Here is a 16,220-nt window from a genome sequence, read left to right as displayed (position 1 = left end):
TTCAGAGAGTTAAGTTGAAATGATTCCGACATCAAAAGCCTTAATGGTGCAAGGCACCACCTCAGATGCGGGCAAAAGTGTTTTGGTTGCGGGGCTGTGCCGTGTATTGGCGCGCCGAGGCATCAAAGTAGCCCCGTTTAAGCCGCAGAATATGGCGTTAAACAGCGCAGTAACGCCGGACGGTGGTGAGATTGGCCGCGCACAAGCCGTACAAGCTCAAGCATGTGGTATTGCACCAAGCGTGCACATGAATCCGGTATTGCTCAAACCCAATTCCGATACGGGCGCACAAGTGATTTTGCAGGGGCGTGCGTTGTCCAACATGGAAGCTAACGCTTATCACGACTATAAAAAAGTCGCGATGGATACCGTCATGGATTCCTTCCTGCGTCTGCAAAACGACTACGAAGCCGTGATGATTGAAGGTGCGGGTAGTCCAGCCGAAATCAACTTACGTGCTAATGACATCGCCAATATGGGCTTTGCTGAAAAGGCCGATGTTCCGGTGATGATTGTGGCGGATATTGATCGCGGTGGCGTGTTTGCCCACTTATACGGCACGTTGGCGCTGCTTTCAGAGTCAGAGCAGGCACGAGTCAAAGGCTTTGTGATTAACCGTTTTCGCGGTGATATTGCGCTGCTGCAATCTGGACTAGACTGGTTAGAGCAGAAAACGGGTAAGCCTGTAATTGGTGTGTTGCCCTATCTACACGGGTTTGATCTGGAAGCGGAAGATGCAATTTCAGCACATCAAACACTTTCAGCGGATCGCCAACTGCGTGTTGCGGTACCTGTGTTTACGCGAATCAGTAATCACACGGATTTTGACCCGCTGCGACTGAATCCCAATATCGATTTTCGTTATGTCGGGCAGGGCGAATCACTTTCGGGATCGGATCTGATCATTCTCCCCGGTACTAAATCCACGCGAGCGGATCTCGCTTATTTACGCTCTCAAGGATGGGATAAAGAGATCCTCCGTCACATGCGCTTGGGTGGTAAAGTCATGGGGATTTGTGGCGGCTTTCAAATGCTTGGGAAATGGGTACATGACCCATTAGGTATTGAAGGTGAAGCGGGAAGCAGCGAAGGGCTGGGTCTATTTGCGATGGAAACTGAGCTCACCGCAGAAAAGCGTCTCACCAATGTGCAAGGCACTTTAATGCTCGATGGACAAGAAGTTATCGCGCAAGGTTATGAGATTCATGCTGGACGCTCGACTTGGGCTGAAGATCAAAAAAGTCCGATTTTGCTCAGTGATGGTAGCGTCGATGGGTTAGTCAGTGACTGCAATCAACTCTTTGGTACCTATTTACATGGTATTTTTGACCGCCCTGAAACCGCGCTGCGTGTTTGCCAATGGGCAGGCGCTGTCGAAATCGAACAGTATGACCACAGAGCAGTACAAGAGCGGGCAATTGACCGTATCGCCGATGCGATTGAAGAGCACCTCGATCTCAAACTCTTGTGGCCAGACTTATAAGGAAAATTCACATGTTCAAACGAATTCTGTGGCTGCTGTGTATCACTTTTAACGTGCAGGTTGTGAGTGCAAAAGAGACGCTGCACATCTATGCGGCATCGTCGATGAGCAATGCGGTCAATGCCTTGGCTGAAGCCTATCAACAGCAGCATGATGTTAAATTGGTGACGGTGTACGGTGGTTCTTCCTCTTTGGCTCGCCAAATTGAAGCGGGTGCGCCAGCTGACCTGTTTATTTCCGCCAATGAAGAGTGGGCAAATTACTTGGTTGAGAAGTCTTTGGTCAAACCACAAAACGTCACAACGCTTGCGGCAAACAGTTTGGTCTTGATTCGTCCTTCTACGCAGCCTATTGAAGCATTTGATGTGCAAAATCTATCAGCATGGCAAGCAGCATTAGCGGACTCTCGATTGGCGGTGGCACAAGTCGATACCGTACCTGCGGGTATTTATGCCAAGCAAGCTTTGCAACATGCCGGAGTATGGTCGCCACTAAAATCACGCCTTGCGCAAACCAATAATGTGCGTTTGGCTCTGGCATTGGTGGAACGTGGTGAATCGCCGCTTGGGATTGTCTATAAAACCGATGCTCTGCTCAGTGACAAAGTCACGATCGTGACGACTTTCCCAGTGCAGTCACATCAAGCGATTCGTTACCCACTGGCACAACTTAACGATAACACCGCCAGTGCCGAGTTGGTGAAGTATTTCCGCTCAGCCCAAGCACAACAAATCTTGCAAGGATTTGGTTTTGAATCTGCCAGCGAGTAATGCGTTGTGTTGACCGATTACGAATGGGCAGCGCTGGTGCTGAGTTTGAAAGTGGCGGGTTACGCCACGTTATGGTTGCTGCCGATCGGCATAGTGCTAGCGTGGGTGTTAGCACGTACTTCTTTTGTGGGGAAAGGGCTGATTGATAGTTTAGTACACTTGCCGCTGGTTTTGCCGCCGGTAGTGATTGGCTATTTGCTGCTGATCAGTATGGGTCGGCAAGGTTTTATCGGCCAATGGCTTTATCAAGTGTTTGGGCTGAGTTTCAGCTTCAGTTGGCGTGGCGCAGTGTTGGCTTGTATGGTGATTGCGCTGCCTTTAATGGTGCGATCGATTCGTCTCAGTCTGGAAAGTGTCGATCAAAAACTCGAACAAGCAGCCCGCACGTTAGGTGCATCGCCACTGCGAGTCTTTTTCACCATCACTTTGCCGTTAACTTTGCCGGGAATTTTGACTGGGGTGATGTTGGCGTTTGCGCGTAGCCTTGGCGAGTTTGGCGCCACCATCAGTTTTGTTTCTAACATCCCAGAGGAAACGCAAACCATTCCGCTGGCCATGTTCACCTTTTTAGAAACACCGGGTTCGGAAATGGAAGCCGCGCGGCTGTGTGTGATCTCCATCGTTATTGCATTGGGTTCACTGTTTACTTCTGAATGGTTAAGCCGGCGCATGAAGCATCGCCTAGGAGTACAGTAATGAACGAGGTGATTTTACAAATCCAAAAGCAATTAGGGGATACTCACCTCGATGTGGATTTACGACTGCCTGCATCAGGGATTTGCGCGATTTTTGGCCGTTCTGGAGCGGGGAAAACCTCGTTAATCAACCTGATCAGTGGATTAACCACGCCTGAGCACGGTGAAATTCACCTTGCCGGACGGACTCTGTTTAGTTCATCACAGCGCATTAACCTGCCAATTGAACGGCGCAAGATCGGTTATGTGTTCCAAGATGCACGGCTTTTTCCGCACTACACGGTGCGTGGTAACCTCAATTACGGGGTTACCCAAGCTGATCCGGATTACTTTATCAGCGTCACTCGCTTATTGGCATTAGAGCCGTTATTAGATCGCCATCCACGCGATCTCTCCGGTGGAGAAAAGCAGCGTGTGGCGATTGGCCGCGCACTGCTGTCTAAACCCGATTTGTTGCTGATGGATGAACCGCTGGCTTCGTTAGATATGCCGCGCAAGAAAGAGGTGATGCCGTTTCTGGAAAATCTCGCGCAGCATTTTCAGCTGCCGATCCTTTATGTATCACACAGCATGCAGGAAATTTTGCGCTTGGCCGATCATCTGGTGGTGTTGGATCAGGGCAAAGTTTTGAGTTCGGGGCCGATTGATCAAGTATGGTCATCCAAAGCGATGCGACCTTGGCAATCATTCAGTGAACAAAGCACGCTGTTTTCCGCGATGGTGGCCAAACATCACCAAGAATACGGTTTGACTCAAGTTCGCTTGGCGGATGAGGTTCTACTTTGGGTACAGCAAGTGGATGCTGAAATCGGCAGCAGTGTGCGCATGCAAGTGCGTGCCAATGATGTGTCGATAGCGTTAGACAAACCCACCGCGAGCTCAATTCGAAATATTTTGCCTGCGCGCATTGTGGCGATTGAACACCAACAACCGAGCAAAAAAAGTGTTTCGCTGAAACTGGAATTAGCACCGGCATGCTATTTGTGGGCGGTGGTCACTGAATGGGCTTACGCGGAGTTGGCGCTAGAAGTGGGCATGTCTGTATTCGCGCAAATTAAAGGGGTCAGCGTGTCACAACGCGATGTGATCCTGACCCACTAATCTTTTTATTCCTTAGCCTTACTGATTCTGGTATTGCTTTGCACAGGAAATGAGTTTTGCGCGCTGGGTGTTCAGCGCGCGAGCTTATGGTGCGCACGCGAAAAATGCCCTGCACAAAACGCTCCAACAATCGATAACTCACCGGCAAGACAAAGTGCGGCCGCTACTTCTGCTAAGGCTCTGGCGTGGCCTTGTCCCGCTAATCCCATTAAAGATAAGCAAGCCTGTTGGCTGGGTAGGCTAGTGCCGCCCCCAACCGTTCCCACCATCAAATTGGGTAACGTCACACTGGCATACAAACCGCCTTTCGGGTGAATTTCCATACGTGTCATCCCAATCGCTGATTCCGCGACACACGCGGCATCTTGTCCGCACGCAATGTAGAGTGCCGCTAGGGCATTCGCGTAATGCGCGTTGACTCCGATGGCTCCACTGAGCGCACCACCCACCGTGGTCATTTGGCCAAACTGCACCATTTTTTCTGGTGTGGTGTGCAGATATTTTTTGACTAACTCAGAGGATAGGTGAACTTCTGCCGTTACTTTCTTGCCACGCACACTGCGCAGCGTGTAGCTGTTGGCTTTTTTATCGCCGGAGAGATTACCGTCCAAAAAAGCTTGAGTCGGAGTGACCGGAGAGTGGCTCAAAATAAACTCGAATACCGCGTGTGTAGCGATGGTCACCATGTTCTGCCCACTCGCATCGCCAGTGGTGTATTCAAACACCAGATAGACGTGATTACCCTCAATATTGACTTGAATATCTTTGAGCTTACCGTGCGCGGTGGTGGATTGAGCGATCTCTTTCATCTGTTCAAACTGGCTGGTGACCCAACCGACAAATTGTCCTGCTTGCGCCAAAGAGAGAAAGGCAAAGACAGGCGTTCGAGTCACCCCTTCATTGATCAATAATGCACTTGCTCCCCCTGCCGCGGTGATCAGCTGGCTACCGCGGTGATATGAAGCAACTAATGCAGCTTCTGTGGTGGCAAGCGGAACCAGATAATCCCCTTGGGCATGGGAACCGTTGACGCGCAGCGGCCCGGCAATTCCGACAGGTAACTTCACGGTGCCAATGAAATATTCGATGTTTTTCTGGTAAGCCAGCATGGTCTGCTCGGTATGTTCATCGAGCAGTAACGCTTGAGCTTGGGGGGCATCCAGTTTTTGCCAGCGCTTCATGACTTGTTGTTCATTGAGTGTGGGGCTTGGCGTTAGGCGTAAATTTGGCCTGTGAAAGCGCGGAGCGAGTTGCTCAGTCAGCATATCGTTATCAAGAGTCGCCATATCCGGCGAATAAGGGGGCAGCAGAGCAAACTTAGGCATAACAGTTCTTGGTATTGAGTTTGCTGGGCATTGTAAAGCGAAAGAGGTGAATTTCAACGCGAGGATAAAAAAGCTTACAGTTTGGTTTAAACACGCACATCCAACATGGTGCCGATCATGTCTTGATCGCGCTGAATGATGTTGGTACCGATGCGACTGTAGTGTGATGCCTGATTGAGGGCATTTAAAGCATCAATATGATCAGCATACTGTTTTTTGAGTGCCGGAGGGGCAGGTTGTAGGCTTGGGTCAACATTTTTGTTGTTTGATGATTCAACAGGGAGGCTAGATTGTTGAATGTCACGTGCGGCGTCTTCCATCATTTTGGAAGATTGCATGAGCATTGAAGAGCCATTGGGGACTGCTGATACGGGCATAGTATTTACCTCACCTTTGTGCTTAAAGTTTAGCCGTACCGCTTGGGTTACTCAAGTTAAGAAAACAGGTGTGCAATTGCGTCCAGTTCTTCATCGGTTAGCAGAGAAGTTTCACCTTGGTGTAGGGAACGATCAATCTCTCCCTGTAAGGCGCGTAGTTGCTGCGGACTTAATTGGCTCAGCTGTGATTTCCAACGTTCAAATTGTTGATGATTCATTGTGTGTTCCGGTAGTAATAAAAATAGGTCGTTGTTCAGACGTTTTCGACAATCGGTGCTCATCATCCTGCTCCGCTCTATGTCGCCGTGTTGTAATACGCAAAAATTAACGCTGTGCTGGTGGATTTTTGTCCGAAAAGTGTCAGTGTTTTCAAAAGATGTGGTGATATACCTTCCTACCTGAAGCGGCAGCGGTGTTGGCTATGTTCGTTCACTCCAAGCACATATTCTGACTATGTGATTGGGTGATGAAACCACTTGCCATCCATCTGCAACGGTACCTAGTCAGAGGTTTGAGGTGGGAACTACCACTTTTTGGGGGGGGTAATCTTGCAGGTTCACGTTCTCTCTACAACACTTGATTGAAACAGAACTGTAGTGAGGTAATGGGGATGCAAGGGATTATCTATACCGTACTTTCCGATATGGTGATTGAGAAGTTTGGAGTGCTGTTTTGGGATGAGATGTTGCAAGAACTCAATCCTAGCTCACACGGTGTATATACCACAGGGCAGCAATACAATGATGATGAACTGTTGTCTATGGTTGCCTACTTAAGTGAAAAAGCACAAATTCCCGTCCCCGATTTAGTCCGTGCTTATGGCGAATATTTATTTACTCATCTTTTCAATAGTTTGCCGGAAAACTATCCACACAAAAGCGATCTCAAAACTTTTTTGCTCTCGGTGGATAAAGTGATTCACAAGGAAGTAAAGCGGTTGTATCCCGATGCCTACCTACCACAATTCGAGAACAAAGTGACCGAAAACACTTTGACCATGAATTACTACTCGAAGCGAAAGCTCTGTGCTGCAGCGGAAGGGTTAATCTTGGGTGCGGCGAAGCGCTTTAATCAGCCAGTAAAAGTATCTCAGCCTACTTGCATGCATTGCGGAGCTGAACACTGTGAAATTGTGGTGGAATTTTTGTCGTTATGAGTGCTGAAGAGCAATACCAACGTATTTATGAGCGTGAACGTAAAGCACGTCTGCTTGCCGAGAAACTGCTTGAGGAAAAAAGCCGTGCGTTGTACGACAAGGTGCTGGAATTAGAGTCGACTCTAGAGCAGCTCAATGGGGCTCAAGCTCAGCTGTTGCAGTCGGAAAAAATGGCTTCAGTGGGCCAATTGGCTGCCGGAGTGGCACATGAAATCAATAATCCGATTGGTTTTTGCCTGAGCAATTTAAATACGCTGCGTAATTACACGATGACTTTTTCCCAATTAGCCGAGTTGGTAGAACAATTTGAGCCAAGTTTGAGAGGTGGTGATTTTTACCAAGCCTATACTCGTTTTGCTCAACAGCAAGAATTAGCATTTGTCCGCGATGATGTGTTGGGATTGGTTGAGGAAAGTGCCAGTGGGTTAAACCGGGTCAAAGATATCGTGACGAGCTTGCAAAGTGTCTCTCACAGCAGTGATGGTCGCTTTGTTGATTGTAGTCTCAATGAGTGTATTGAGTCTGCGTTGCGGATTGTCTGGAATCAGTTCAAATACACCATGATGGTCGAGCGACAATTGGATGACAATCTACCGAATATCAAAGGAATTACTGCCGAGCTGCAACAAGTGTTGATGAATATGTTTATTAATGCTTCCCACGCTTGTAACGTTCATGGAGAGTTGAACATCATCACCGATTGTGTACTGGATAAAGGCAAAACTTGGGTGCGGGTGAGAATTGCGGATAATGGGCACGGCATTTCGGCAGAACATCTTACGAAAGTGTTTGATCCCTTTTTTACTACTAAGCCTGTTGGAGTAGGAACTGGGCTAGGTTTGTCGATCGCATTTGGTATTGTTGAGAAGCATCAAGGAAAAATTTCGGTGACCTCTGAGATTGGGCGAGGAACGACGTTTACATTATTGTTTCCTGCTGTATCCAATTAACCGAGTTATGAAGAGTGGCATCCACTTCTTACTTGAAGCTACTGTTTTGGTTAGGTTCATTCACCCCAATGACATAGTTTGTCTATGCTCATTGGGATGAACTCACTTGCTGTCTACCTGCAATTCCAAATAGTGTCGGTCTATTAAAGATTTATTTATCGGAATGAGGATTCACTTTGAGCGCAAACTTGCTCGCGAGAGAGTGCAACTCTGGCAACATGCGGTAAATCAAGTGCAACTGCTGAAGTACCATTCGTGCAGAACTATCATCATCTTCACGCCATTCGGCGAGCCGCTTTTCGATTCCTGAGCTGTCAATACTTTGGGTATCACACTCTTCACACTGGTTGAACAGCTGTTGATACAGCAAATCAAGGTGTTGATGGATGGCTCTGTGTGAGTCCAGCACCAATTGATGCACCGTTTCATCATCCAGTCGGGTGCGATGTGCACCTAGTGCAGAAATGTAACTGAGTAGGGCGTGATTGAGTGTTAAAAAACGAAAACTTTCATCGGTTGCCGCGCGATAACGCCCCGGCTCAGCAAGCATATTGGTTACGGCGGTAGAAAGTGCCGCATCTTGGTTATGAGCCTGACGCCGAGCAATTCGGTAACTCAAGCTGTCTTTCTTGCCAATCCGATACTGGCCAATGATCTGCGCGAGGTACTGCTTATTGGCTTCTACCGCTTCGGCCATGACTTTGTGCAGGCGTTTCGATTGCCAGTCGGGCAAAATCCATATCACAGCCGCAACGGCTAATGCACAACCAATCAAGGTGTCAGCTAACCTTGGTAGCACAACGGCATAGCCTTCCCCGAGTTGGTTAAAACAAAACAGCACCAATAAGGTAATAAAGCCCGTGGCATAGCCGTAATTGTTCAAGCGAAAGGCAAAGAACATCACTCCAGAAAGCACAATAAAGACGAGTTGGCTTTCCTGTGACGGAAAGAAAGTCAGTAACGGGACACCGACGAGCAAGCCGGCTAAAGTACCGATGATCCGCGCGGTTAGCTTTTGTTTGGTGGCCGCATAATTGGGTTGGCAAACAAAAAGGGTCGTGAGCAAAATCCAGTAGCCCCGTTCGATGCCTAGCCCTTGAATGATCCCATAACCTGCAGTGAGGGTGATAGACATCCGTAGCGCATGACGAAACAGTAATGAGTCCCTAGTGAGGTTGGCGCGAATACGTTGCCACATGCTTCTTAACGTATGAGCTTCAGTATCATCCAAGACCCCTTCATCTGGCTTGGCCACATCTGGGTTACTGACGTTATTGAGCTGTTTTTCTACCGTGGCGAGGTTATTGAACAGATACCCTAATTGGCCGAGTAAACTTTTCCAATCACGGCGATCTTGTTGACGTAAGTAACTGAGTGACAGTTGTAGCTCATCAAGCGCGACAATGGAACCAGAATTATGTTGATAACTGTGGCCCAAACGAATCGATTGGGCGATATCGCGACACGCTTTGGCTTGGGTTTCCAGCAGATATTTAAAGCGAAATAGAATATCTGAACGGCCAAAATGATCGGCCAGTTCTTGGTAGCGGTAATGGCTGGAACTCACGCGCTCATGAATATCTTGCGCCAGAAAATAGATGTTTAAAAACCGGTCACTGGCGCTATCCACATGGCCACGTTTTGAACGTGTCAAAAAGGTTGCTTTACACAGGTTAAGTGCATTCACTGTTGCCGCGTTGAGGTTGGCTTCTGTAATTCGGTATGGCTGCGGAACCATGTTCGAGCTTGGGTGAAATAATGTCGACTTGGCTTCCAAGTAATTGGCCAATTGTAAAAATACGTTAGCGAGGTTCTGCTGTACCGGCTGCATTGGCCAGAACGCGTGCCAAATCATCGACATCAGGTAGTACCACGCACTACCACTGAGTAGCAGCAAAGGTTGGAACCAAATGTTGGTGCTTTGATGTGCTCCAAGCATGGTGTAGATCGCAATCAGCAGCGAAGCAAAAGCGATGCTGGCGTAGCGAGAACCCATTGCGCCAAGCATAATGAACCCAAAGGTTGAACAGAATAAACCTAGTGCAAACAGCCAAGGAGTACGAAACAGAATCTCAATAGAGAATGCCGCAATCGCAAAACAGATCAGCGTCAGGGTGATGGATTTCAAACGACCAGAGAAACGATCATCTCGTTCGGCAAGTGCAGCCGCAATTACCCCAAGAATCAGAGGCGTGATCCACGTATTGAGCTGATAATGCCAAGTCGGGATCACTACACCCAGCAGTGTCAGCAGAATTAACACACTGTAGTTAACGGTTTTATTAGCCCAATATAGGCGCAGTTGATTGATTTTTGGCACAGTGCAGCACGTAAGTCAGTAGAGAAAGTGGGGAGTTTAGCAGATTGAGGCAATAAGATTCTGATCAAAATAAAGAAATCACCTTTTCCTCGTGCTGGTTGAATACGCATTAATCATTAAGAATATTGACATTATCTTTTCATCGGCATGATTGATTGAGTTATCATTGTCGGCAACTTTGTTAGTGGGCTTTTACCAATGCAGCTGAACGCAAATAAGACTGCACAGTTTTTTATTGCCAATGAATATTACCAAGTCCAACTTGAAAAAGAGTGGCTGGTTCTGACTTCGCTCAGTAGCGAAGAACGTATTCCATTTCATATTTGGAATGGGGAAGTACAGATCCGCAGAGGGCTAATCTGGGGGACCTTGCAAATCTTTGCCCATCCAGAAGAGGGAATACAGCGCAGCTGGTTGGTGCAAGGATTGCCTTGGCCGGAATGTCGTCACTTTGCTCATCAATTGGTCGCTCATTATCAGGCTTGGCACAATCGTCAGTGTGAGCAACTCAGTTTGTATTTTCCACGTTGGCAGCAAGAGCTGTCCCGTTTAAAACGTCTGCCATCATTTTTATCTCACTCTTCCATCGAAGCGTGGGTTGCGCAGGTCTATGCCGATTTAAAACGGATGGATATGACCTTGCATGAAGCGCAAAAACATCTCCCTACGGTATTTGATAGCTTATTGCCTTGGCTTTTAGACACCTCCGAAACTTTGTATGAACGCAATTGTGCTTGGTTAGAGGTAGAACGCGCAAACTGGACGGTGCTGTTTTCTCAGTGTGAATCTTCGCCACTTAACCACTCTCAGCAGTATGCAGTGCTGCTCAACGACGATCATAACTTGGTACTCGCGGGAGCGGGTTCAGGCAAAACAAGCGTGTTAACTGCTCGCGTTGCTTACTTGCTGCAAAGTCACTTGGCTAAACCTGAGCAAATTTTGATGGTGGCTTTTGCGCGCGATGCCGCCCAAGAAATGGCCGAACGTCTCAAGAACAAAATCGGTTTAGAAGCGGAGCGCTTACACGTCAACACCTTCCATCAGTTAGGGCTACGGATCCTCAATCGGGTGGAAGGAAAAACCGTAATGATGTCCCCACTGGCTAATGACAGTAAGCTCAAACAAGCTTGGTGTATTGATTGGCTGAAGCGTCATTGGATGACTCCCACGAATTTCAAACGTTGGCAAAAACATCTCGCCAAATGGCCGATCGCTTATCTGGCGGGTGATGACGAGCTCGGTAGCCACGTAGAAAACCCTAAATTGATTGCATGGCTAGAGAAGCAGCTTGATCAATTGGCACAACTTGGATTGAGTAAGAAAGAGTTGCAGGAGCGCTTGGTTGATCACGATGACTTCCCGCGCTTAAACAGCGAGTTGTCTTTATGCTGGCCATGCTACCAAGCGTGGCAGCAGATGCTGAAAGAGCAAAATCACATCGATTTTAACATCATGATCACCCGAGCCACGGAGTACGTCGAAAAAGGCAAATTCCGTTCACCTTGGAAATTTATCATGGTTGATGAGTACCAAGATATTTCGCCACAGCGTCTGCGTTTGCTACAAGCGCTCTGTGATCAAAACCAAGGCCAATGTAATTTGTTTGCCGTAGGGGATGACTGGCAATCCATCTACCAATTTGCCGGTTCAGATGTGGATTTAACCACCGGATTTGCCGCGCGTTTTCCACGCTCGACAGTTCACCATCTGGATACGACTTACCGTTTTAATGATCAGATTGGGGCGGTCGCTAACCGTTTTATTCAGCAAAATCCATATCAACTTCCGAAAACGCTGAATAGTTTCAAAACGCAAAAGCAAAAATCAGTCGTATTAGCATCGAATAACTCGGTTGAAAAGATACTGGATGAGGTAAATCGTGCAACCAATAAGCTCAAAACCGTACTGCTGCTTGGTCGGAATCACTACCATAAACCCGAGTTTTTGAAAGATTGGCAAAATCGTTATCTCTCACTCAAGATTGATTTTATGACTTGTCACGCAAGTAAAGGCAAAGAAGCGGATTTTGTGATTATTTTGTCGGTTGATGATGGTCAATTTCCAGCCCGAGTGAAAGCGTTACATCTGGATAGCGCATTGAGCCAAGGTGACGATGATTTTGCTTATGCGGAAGAGCGGCGTTTATTTTATGTGGCACTCACCCGCGCTAAAGAGAAAGTGTGGGTGACCTACAACGGCAACGGCTCTAGTTTTGTTCAAGAACTCCTGAATGATGACTATCCGGTTGTTAAGCAAAAATAGAATTTGGAATAATTTGAAATGGAGAGAAAAGGCGGGCTAAGCTCGCCTTTTTCAATTAAGACTGCTCACTATTTTGATTTTGCGAGGGTGTTTTAAGCCCGATAAGCATTCCATGCACATAAGGATGCCCAGTAAATTTAGACATAATAATTACCGCTGACACATGGACGGCAACGGCAGCCATGGTCAGATTAGCTAAAGTTTCATGCACATCTTTAATCCAGTCTTCACCCCAAAACAGGTCCCACTCACTCATCCAACCCGATAAACCGGTGGCGAGCAGTAAAAACCACATTGCCCAAATCATAATCGCACCGGCAGGGTTATGCCCAGTGTGGTTATCTTGTTTGGTTCGCACCACTTCTTTAATGTGCTCAATGGCTTTGGGAATGGATGGCGTAAAAGCCGTTAGCCGAGCAGGGGAGTGAGTGATTACCCCCCAACCTAAACGCAGGATAATGGCTCCCATAACCATATAGCCGACCCATTCGTGTAAATCACTGCCCTCTTCAATGGCAAAAAAATTAGCCAAGAAAAGGGCGGCAACCAACCAATGTGTTACTCGAACAAAAAGATCCCATGTGTATGGTTTAGTCATCTTTTTCCTCTTTTACTTTCTCCATATTGGTTGGGTTGAAATAGATTTCGACTCGTTTACCCTCTTGGTCGTGACCATACAATTCATAGCAACTGGTTTTGGTGATTTTGAACACTTTAATCTTATAGCCCATATCTTCCACTTGTTGCTGAGCTTGTTCAAAAGGAATCCAACTGCTTTCGGGTTCTGTTGTACAAGTCGGGTCAGCGAATGCTGCCGCAGAAAATAAGCCAAGAGAAGTAATAGCGAACAGACGAGAAATTTTGAGTAGTGACATAATGCGCTCCTTTACGTTATGCATTGATCTCATCCTACCGATTCAAGCTTAATGAATACTTAAGAGAATCGTTAGAGGAGGTTCAGAATTGAACTCAGTAAGCGTAGCGCAATAAAAAAGGTTTGCCTGAGCAAACCTTTAAATCAATATGAGGGAATATTTACAGTAGGATCCACGCCCAAGTAAAGGCGGCAAAACAGAGCGAAACAAAAACCGCAGCAGAGCCAATATCTTTAGCTCGCCCGCTTAATTCGTGGTGCTCTGAGCCAACGCGGTCAACCACTGCCTCAACGGCTGAATTGAGCAACTCTGTAATGACAATCAGCACTAAGCATCCCACCAGTAATACTTGCTCTACTTGGGTTACAGGCAGAAAAAAAGTCAAAATTGTGAGTGGTAACGTTAAGGCGACTTCTTGGCGGAATGCAGCTTCATTCTTCCAAGCAGCAGCAAATCCCTTCATTGAATATCCGGTCGCATAAACTATTCGAGCAAGACCAGTACGAGAGTGTTTCATAGTTCGTTTGCATGTTGTGTTGGTTTTTAATGGTTATGAATTATAAAGATTTACAGCGAGCTGCCAACCAATTAACCCTATTTTCAATCAAGTTTTTTGTTCTTAAGTGTTTGTTAAGTCTTTGTTGCAATTCTAACTGTGTAAGGTGATCAATACCTATTAAGTACGAATCTTTAGTATTATCACTAAGGTTGTTGAATTATTTGATGAGTGACGTAATTAGCTTTAATAGATGGCATGGAATCTGCTTGAGATAAATAATAACTACGTTATTGTCGTCACTAATTACAAATTGTTACTTAATTTGGTAGTGAAATCGAAAATTTACTAGCAATAATGAATTAGAAAAAACATGTAGAAATTAAGTTTGCATTTCAAAAAATAGAAATTTTTATAATGAATGGGCTGGGCATTATTTAATTTAAAAATAATAGGGATTGTGCTATGAAGTTTCGTCTTTTATTGGCTGCGACTATGATCAGCGTTGCTGCACCAATGGCTCATGCGGCAAAAAGTAAATTAGAAACGTATGGGGATATCGCACAGTATGGGATTCCTCTTACTGCAGGATTAATTACGGCTATTCATATGGATGGCGAAGGCATGATGCAATTGGCCGAAGGTGCATTTTGGACGGCTGCGACAACTGAACTTCTCAAAGTCTCTATTGATGCTCAACGTCCTAATGGTGGATCGCAAAGTTTTCCCTCTGGACATACTTCAGCCGCCAGTCAAGGCGCGGCTTATTTACAGTTTCGTTATGGCTCTGCTTATGGTATTCCCGCTTATGCAGCAGCAGCGTTGGTAGGATATTCCCGTGTTGATGCGAACAAACATTATTGGCGAGATGTTGCCGCAGGCATGGCATTAGCCACTGGTATTCAATATGCGATCACCGTAGGGGGTATTTCGGCGACGAATTTAGTTCTTGTTCCGTATTTTGATGGAGACGTAACCGGAATTTATGCAAGCTTATCATTTTAAAACGTCAAATTATTTTGCCTGATGATAGATACTGAAAGGGATGTTATTCTATGCGCCGCAGGCCCTACTTGAACCAGCAGCGGTGTTGGCTACGTTTGTCCATCTCAATCACATAGTGTTTCTATGTTCATGGGGATTTACTCACTAGCCGTCTGCTTGCAACTCCAAGTCGTTTGGGTACATATGAATTGCTGATGATTTTTAGGCTGAAATGAATGACTAAAGCGCTTTTGCTCGTTGATGTTCAAAATGATTTTTCTCCCTCAGGATCCTTACCCGTTCCGGAAGGAGACAAGATTGTACCGGTGATCAACCGGTTGCTTCCTCTGTTTGAACATGTGATTGCCACCAAAGACTGGCACCCAGCAACGCATGCTAGCTTTGCATCAGTGCAGGGTAAAGTGTTGGGAGAGGTGATAGACCTTTACGGTATTCCACAAGTGATGTGGCCAGATCACTGCGTGCAAGATACGCAGGGGGCGGAATTCATCACAGGGCTGGATGTATCACGCATTACGCATATTGTTGTCAAAGGTACTCACTCCGAAGTGGATAGCTACAGTGGTTTCTTCGATAACCAACGATTTCACGCAACAGGTCTAGCGGAATATCTGAGTAGTCATGGGATTTCAGATTTGTATATCGCTGGATTGGCAACCGATTACTGTGTGAAATTTACGGCTTTGGATGCGCGTTCACTCTATTTCAATACTTGGGTGATTCAGGATGCGTGCCGCGGTGTTGAGCTTAACGCTGGGGATTGTGACAAAGCATTGCAAGAGATGCAGGCAGCCGGTTGCCTGCTAACGACTTCGCAGCAATTGTTTAACGGCGAAATATAAATCCCTCCACGCTTAAATGGCTATCTTTCCTTAAAATAGGAGCGATAGCCATCACGGATTTCCTCAGTTGGTTTAAGTGCGTTCTGCTAAGTACGCTTGGTAATCTGGGATCTCAATATCGACTTCTTGTTCCATTAACGCAGAGGTAAATAGGAATTTGGCACTGGCGCGGTTGGTGGCTACTGGAATATTCCACACACTGGCGATACGCAGCAGGGCTTTTACATCAGGGTCGTGTGGCACGGCGTTGAGCGGATCCCAAAAGAAAACGAGCACATCAATTTTCCCTTCTGAAATTAATGCTCCCAGTTGTTGATCTCCGCCCATCGGACCGCTGATCATACTTTTGATGGCAAGGCCTGTTTCTTTGCTCAGCATATGACCCGTTGTACCTGTGGCGTACAGAAAATGGCGCTGCAATTTTTCTTTGTTTTCTTGTACCCAACGCAGCAGTTCACCTTTGCAGTTATCGTGAGCCACAAGAGCAACGTGTTTATGTGCTGCCATGGTGCGTGTCGTTTTTTTCATTGGTACATTTCCTAGTGTTTTTTGATTAGATGCTT

At 46.6% G+C, this 16,220-nt stretch carries 17 protein-coding genes; 9 read left to right on the top strand and 8 right to left on the bottom strand.

Annotated features, from left to right (window positions below):
* Positions 1-19 precede the first annotated feature (19 nt).
* Genes VOA_RS06245 through modC form a run of 4 tightly spaced genes read left to right on the top strand, consistent with a single transcriptional unit; the run spans position 20 to position 4,049 of the window.
* A complete protein-coding gene (locus VOA_RS06245; RefSeq protein WP_000613317.1) occupies positions 20-1,483 on the top strand; it encodes a cobyric acid synthase in 1,464 nt (487 codons plus the stop codon).
* Positions 1,484-1,494: 11 nt separating this feature from the next.
* Positions 1,495-2,253 (top strand): molybdate ABC transporter substrate-binding protein, encoded by a 759-nt coding sequence (modA, locus tag VOA_RS06250; RefSeq protein WP_000476363.1) that lies wholly within the window; start codon positions 1,495-1,497, stop codon positions 2,251-2,253.
* 6 nt (positions 2,254-2,259) lie between these two features.
* On the top strand, positions 2,260-2,949 hold the full coding sequence (modB, locus tag VOA_RS06255) for a molybdate ABC transporter permease subunit (protein WP_000954632.1): 690 nt from the start codon (positions 2,260-2,262) through the stop codon (positions 2,947-2,949).
* Positions 2,949-4,049 (top strand): molybdenum ABC transporter ATP-binding protein ModC, encoded by a 1,101-nt coding sequence (gene modC / locus VOA_RS06260; protein WP_001006507.1) that lies wholly within the window; start codon positions 2,949-2,951, stop codon positions 4,047-4,049. The genes modB and modC overlap by 1 nt, the downstream gene beginning before the upstream one ends.
* Before the next feature lie 71 nt (positions 4,050-4,120).
* Here the strand turns inward: modC and VOA_RS06265 are convergent, their stop codons facing one another.
* The 3 genes from VOA_RS06265 to VOA_RS06275 form a co-directional block, all read right to left on the bottom strand.
* Positions 4,121-5,374 (bottom strand): hydroxymethylglutaryl-CoA reductase, encoded by a 1,254-nt coding sequence (locus VOA_RS06265; RefSeq protein ID WP_001123827.1) that lies wholly within the window; start codon positions 5,372-5,374, stop codon positions 4,121-4,123.
* 86 nt (positions 5,375-5,460) lie between these two features.
* Positions 5,461-5,751 carry a hypothetical protein gene (locus VOA_RS06270; RefSeq protein ID WP_001145311.1) on the bottom strand — a complete coding sequence of 97 codons (291 nt, stop codon included), beginning with the start codon at positions 5,749-5,751 and terminating at the stop codon, positions 5,461-5,463.
* A gap of 56 nt (positions 5,752-5,807) precedes the next feature.
* A complete protein-coding gene (locus VOA_RS06275) occupies positions 5,808-5,969 on the bottom strand; it encodes a hypothetical protein (RefSeq protein ID WP_009356054.1) in 162 nt (53 codons plus the stop codon).
* A gap of 392 nt (positions 5,970-6,361) precedes the next feature.
* On the opposite strand from VOA_RS06275, the gene VOA_RS06280 reads away from it, so the two are divergent.
* Together VOA_RS06280 and VOA_RS06285 are read left to right on the top strand one after the other, a co-directional pair.
* On the top strand, positions 6,362-6,907 hold the full coding sequence (locus VOA_RS06280) for a heme NO-binding domain-containing protein (protein ID WP_001161556.1): 546 nt from the start codon (positions 6,362-6,364) through the stop codon (positions 6,905-6,907).
* On the top strand, positions 6,904-7,857 hold the full coding sequence (locus tag VOA_RS06285; RefSeq protein ID WP_001271665.1) for a sensor histidine kinase: 954 nt from the start codon (positions 6,904-6,906) through the stop codon (positions 7,855-7,857). The genes VOA_RS06280 and VOA_RS06285 overlap by 4 nt, the downstream gene beginning before the upstream one ends.
* A 151-nt stretch (positions 7,858-8,008) precedes the next feature.
* Here the strand turns inward: VOA_RS06285 and yccS are convergent, their stop codons facing one another.
* Positions 8,009-10,177, bottom strand: coding sequence for a YccS family putative transporter (gene yccS, locus VOA_RS06290; protein ID WP_001124251.1), 2,169 nt, complete (start codon positions 10,175-10,177; stop codon positions 8,009-8,011).
* 198 nt (positions 10,178-10,375) lie between these two features.
* Between yccS and helD the strand changes: the two genes are divergently transcribed.
* Positions 10,376-12,439: a DNA helicase IV gene (gene helD, locus VOA_RS06295; RefSeq protein ID WP_001176505.1), complete on the top strand. Its 2,064-nt coding sequence runs from the start codon at positions 10,376-10,378 to the stop codon at positions 12,437-12,439.
* 55 nt (positions 12,440-12,494) lie between these two features.
* Here helD and VOA_RS06300 read toward each other — a convergent pair whose 3' ends face one another.
* The 3 genes from VOA_RS06300 to VOA_RS06310 all read right to left on the bottom strand — a co-directional run bounded on the left by VOA_RS06300 (position 12,495) and on the right by VOA_RS06310 (position 13,831).
* On the bottom strand, positions 12,495-13,037 hold the full coding sequence (locus VOA_RS06300) for a cytochrome b/b6 domain-containing protein (RefSeq protein ID WP_000165866.1): 543 nt from the start codon (positions 13,035-13,037) through the stop codon (positions 12,495-12,497).
* Positions 13,030-13,314: a PepSY domain-containing protein gene (locus tag VOA_RS06305; RefSeq protein WP_000054771.1), complete on the bottom strand. Its 285-nt coding sequence runs from the start codon at positions 13,312-13,314 to the stop codon at positions 13,030-13,032. Before VOA_RS06305 ends, VOA_RS06300 begins: the two co-directional genes overlap by 8 nt.
* A gap of 160 nt (positions 13,315-13,474) precedes the next feature.
* Complete coding sequence (locus VOA_RS06310) at positions 13,475-13,831, bottom strand: diacylglycerol kinase (protein WP_032468319.1); 357 nt, start codon at positions 13,829-13,831, stop codon at positions 13,475-13,477.
* Positions 13,832-14,275: 444 nt separating this feature from the next.
* Here VOA_RS06310 and VOA_RS06315 point away from each other — a divergent pair, with 444 nt between their 5' ends.
* Both VOA_RS06315 and pncA read left to right on the top strand, forming a co-directional pair.
* Complete coding sequence (locus VOA_RS06315; RefSeq protein ID WP_000672157.1) at positions 14,276-14,815, top strand: phosphatase PAP2 family protein; 540 nt, start codon at positions 14,276-14,278, stop codon at positions 14,813-14,815.
* Between the two features lie 215 nt (positions 14,816-15,030).
* Positions 15,031-15,657 (top strand): bifunctional nicotinamidase/pyrazinamidase, encoded by a 627-nt coding sequence (gene pncA / locus VOA_RS06320; protein ID WP_000158752.1) that lies wholly within the window; start codon positions 15,031-15,033, stop codon positions 15,655-15,657.
* A gap of 72 nt (positions 15,658-15,729) precedes the next feature.
* On the opposite strand, the gene VOA_RS06325 is transcribed toward pncA, so the two are convergent.
* Positions 15,730-16,185 carry a methylglyoxal synthase gene (locus VOA_RS06325; protein WP_000754100.1) on the bottom strand — a complete coding sequence of 152 codons (456 nt, stop codon included), beginning with the start codon at positions 16,183-16,185 and terminating at the stop codon, positions 15,730-15,732.
* Positions 16,186-16,220: the final 35 nt, after the last annotated feature.

The organism is Vibrio sp. RC586 (assembly GCF_000176715.1).
GTDB lineage: Bacteria > Pseudomonadota > Gammaproteobacteria > Enterobacterales > Vibrionaceae > Vibrio.
The sequence above is the reverse complement of the archived record's forward strand: the minus strand, read 5'-3'. Positions and strand labels throughout refer to the sequence as shown.

Excerpts from the sequence above, each read along its gene's own strand:
- VOA_RS06245 (WP_000613317.1), top strand. The coding sequence starts at position 20 with ATGATTCCGACATCAAAAGCCTTAATGGTGCAAGGCACCACCTCAGAT.
- modA (WP_000476363.1), top strand. The coding sequence starts at position 1,495 with ATGTTCAAACGAATTCTGTGGCTGCTGTGTATCACTTTTAACGTGCAG.
- modC (WP_001006507.1), top strand. The coding sequence starts at position 2,949 with ATGAACGAGGTGATTTTACAAATCCAAAAGCAATTAGGGGATACTCAC.
- VOA_RS06265 (WP_001123827.1), bottom strand. The coding sequence starts at position 5,374 with ATGCCTAAGTTTGCTCTGCTGCCCCCTTATTCGCCGGATATGGCGACT.
- VOA_RS06270 (WP_001145311.1), bottom strand. The coding sequence starts at position 5,751 with ATGCCCGTATCAGCAGTCCCCAATGGCTCTTCAATGCTCATGCAATCT.
- VOA_RS06275 (WP_009356054.1), bottom strand. The coding sequence starts at position 5,969 with ATGAATCATCAACAATTTGAACGTTGGAAATCACAGCTGAGCCAATTA.
- VOA_RS06280 (WP_001161556.1), top strand. The coding sequence starts at position 6,362 with ATGCAAGGGATTATCTATACCGTACTTTCCGATATGGTGATTGAGAAG.
- VOA_RS06285 (WP_001271665.1), top strand. The coding sequence starts at position 6,904 with ATGAGTGCTGAAGAGCAATACCAACGTATTTATGAGCGTGAACGTAAA.
- helD (WP_001176505.1), top strand. The coding sequence starts at position 10,376 with ATGCAGCTGAACGCAAATAAGACTGCACAGTTTTTTATTGCCAATGAA.
- VOA_RS06300 (WP_000165866.1), bottom strand. The coding sequence starts at position 13,037 with ATGACTAAACCATACACATGGGATCTTTTTGTTCGAGTAACACATTGG.
- VOA_RS06305 (WP_000054771.1), bottom strand. The coding sequence starts at position 13,314 with ATGTCACTACTCAAAATTTCTCGTCTGTTCGCTATTACTTCTCTTGGC.
- VOA_RS06310 (WP_032468319.1), bottom strand. The coding sequence starts at position 13,831 with ATGAAACACTCTCGTACTGGTCTTGCTCGAATAGTTTATGCGACCGGA.
- VOA_RS06315 (WP_000672157.1), top strand. The coding sequence starts at position 14,276 with ATGAAGTTTCGTCTTTTATTGGCTGCGACTATGATCAGCGTTGCTGCA.
- pncA (WP_000158752.1), top strand. The coding sequence starts at position 15,031 with ATGACTAAAGCGCTTTTGCTCGTTGATGTTCAAAATGATTTTTCTCCC.
- VOA_RS06325 (WP_000754100.1), bottom strand. The coding sequence starts at position 16,185 with ATGAAAAAAACGACACGCACCATGGCAGCACATAAACACGTTGCTCTT.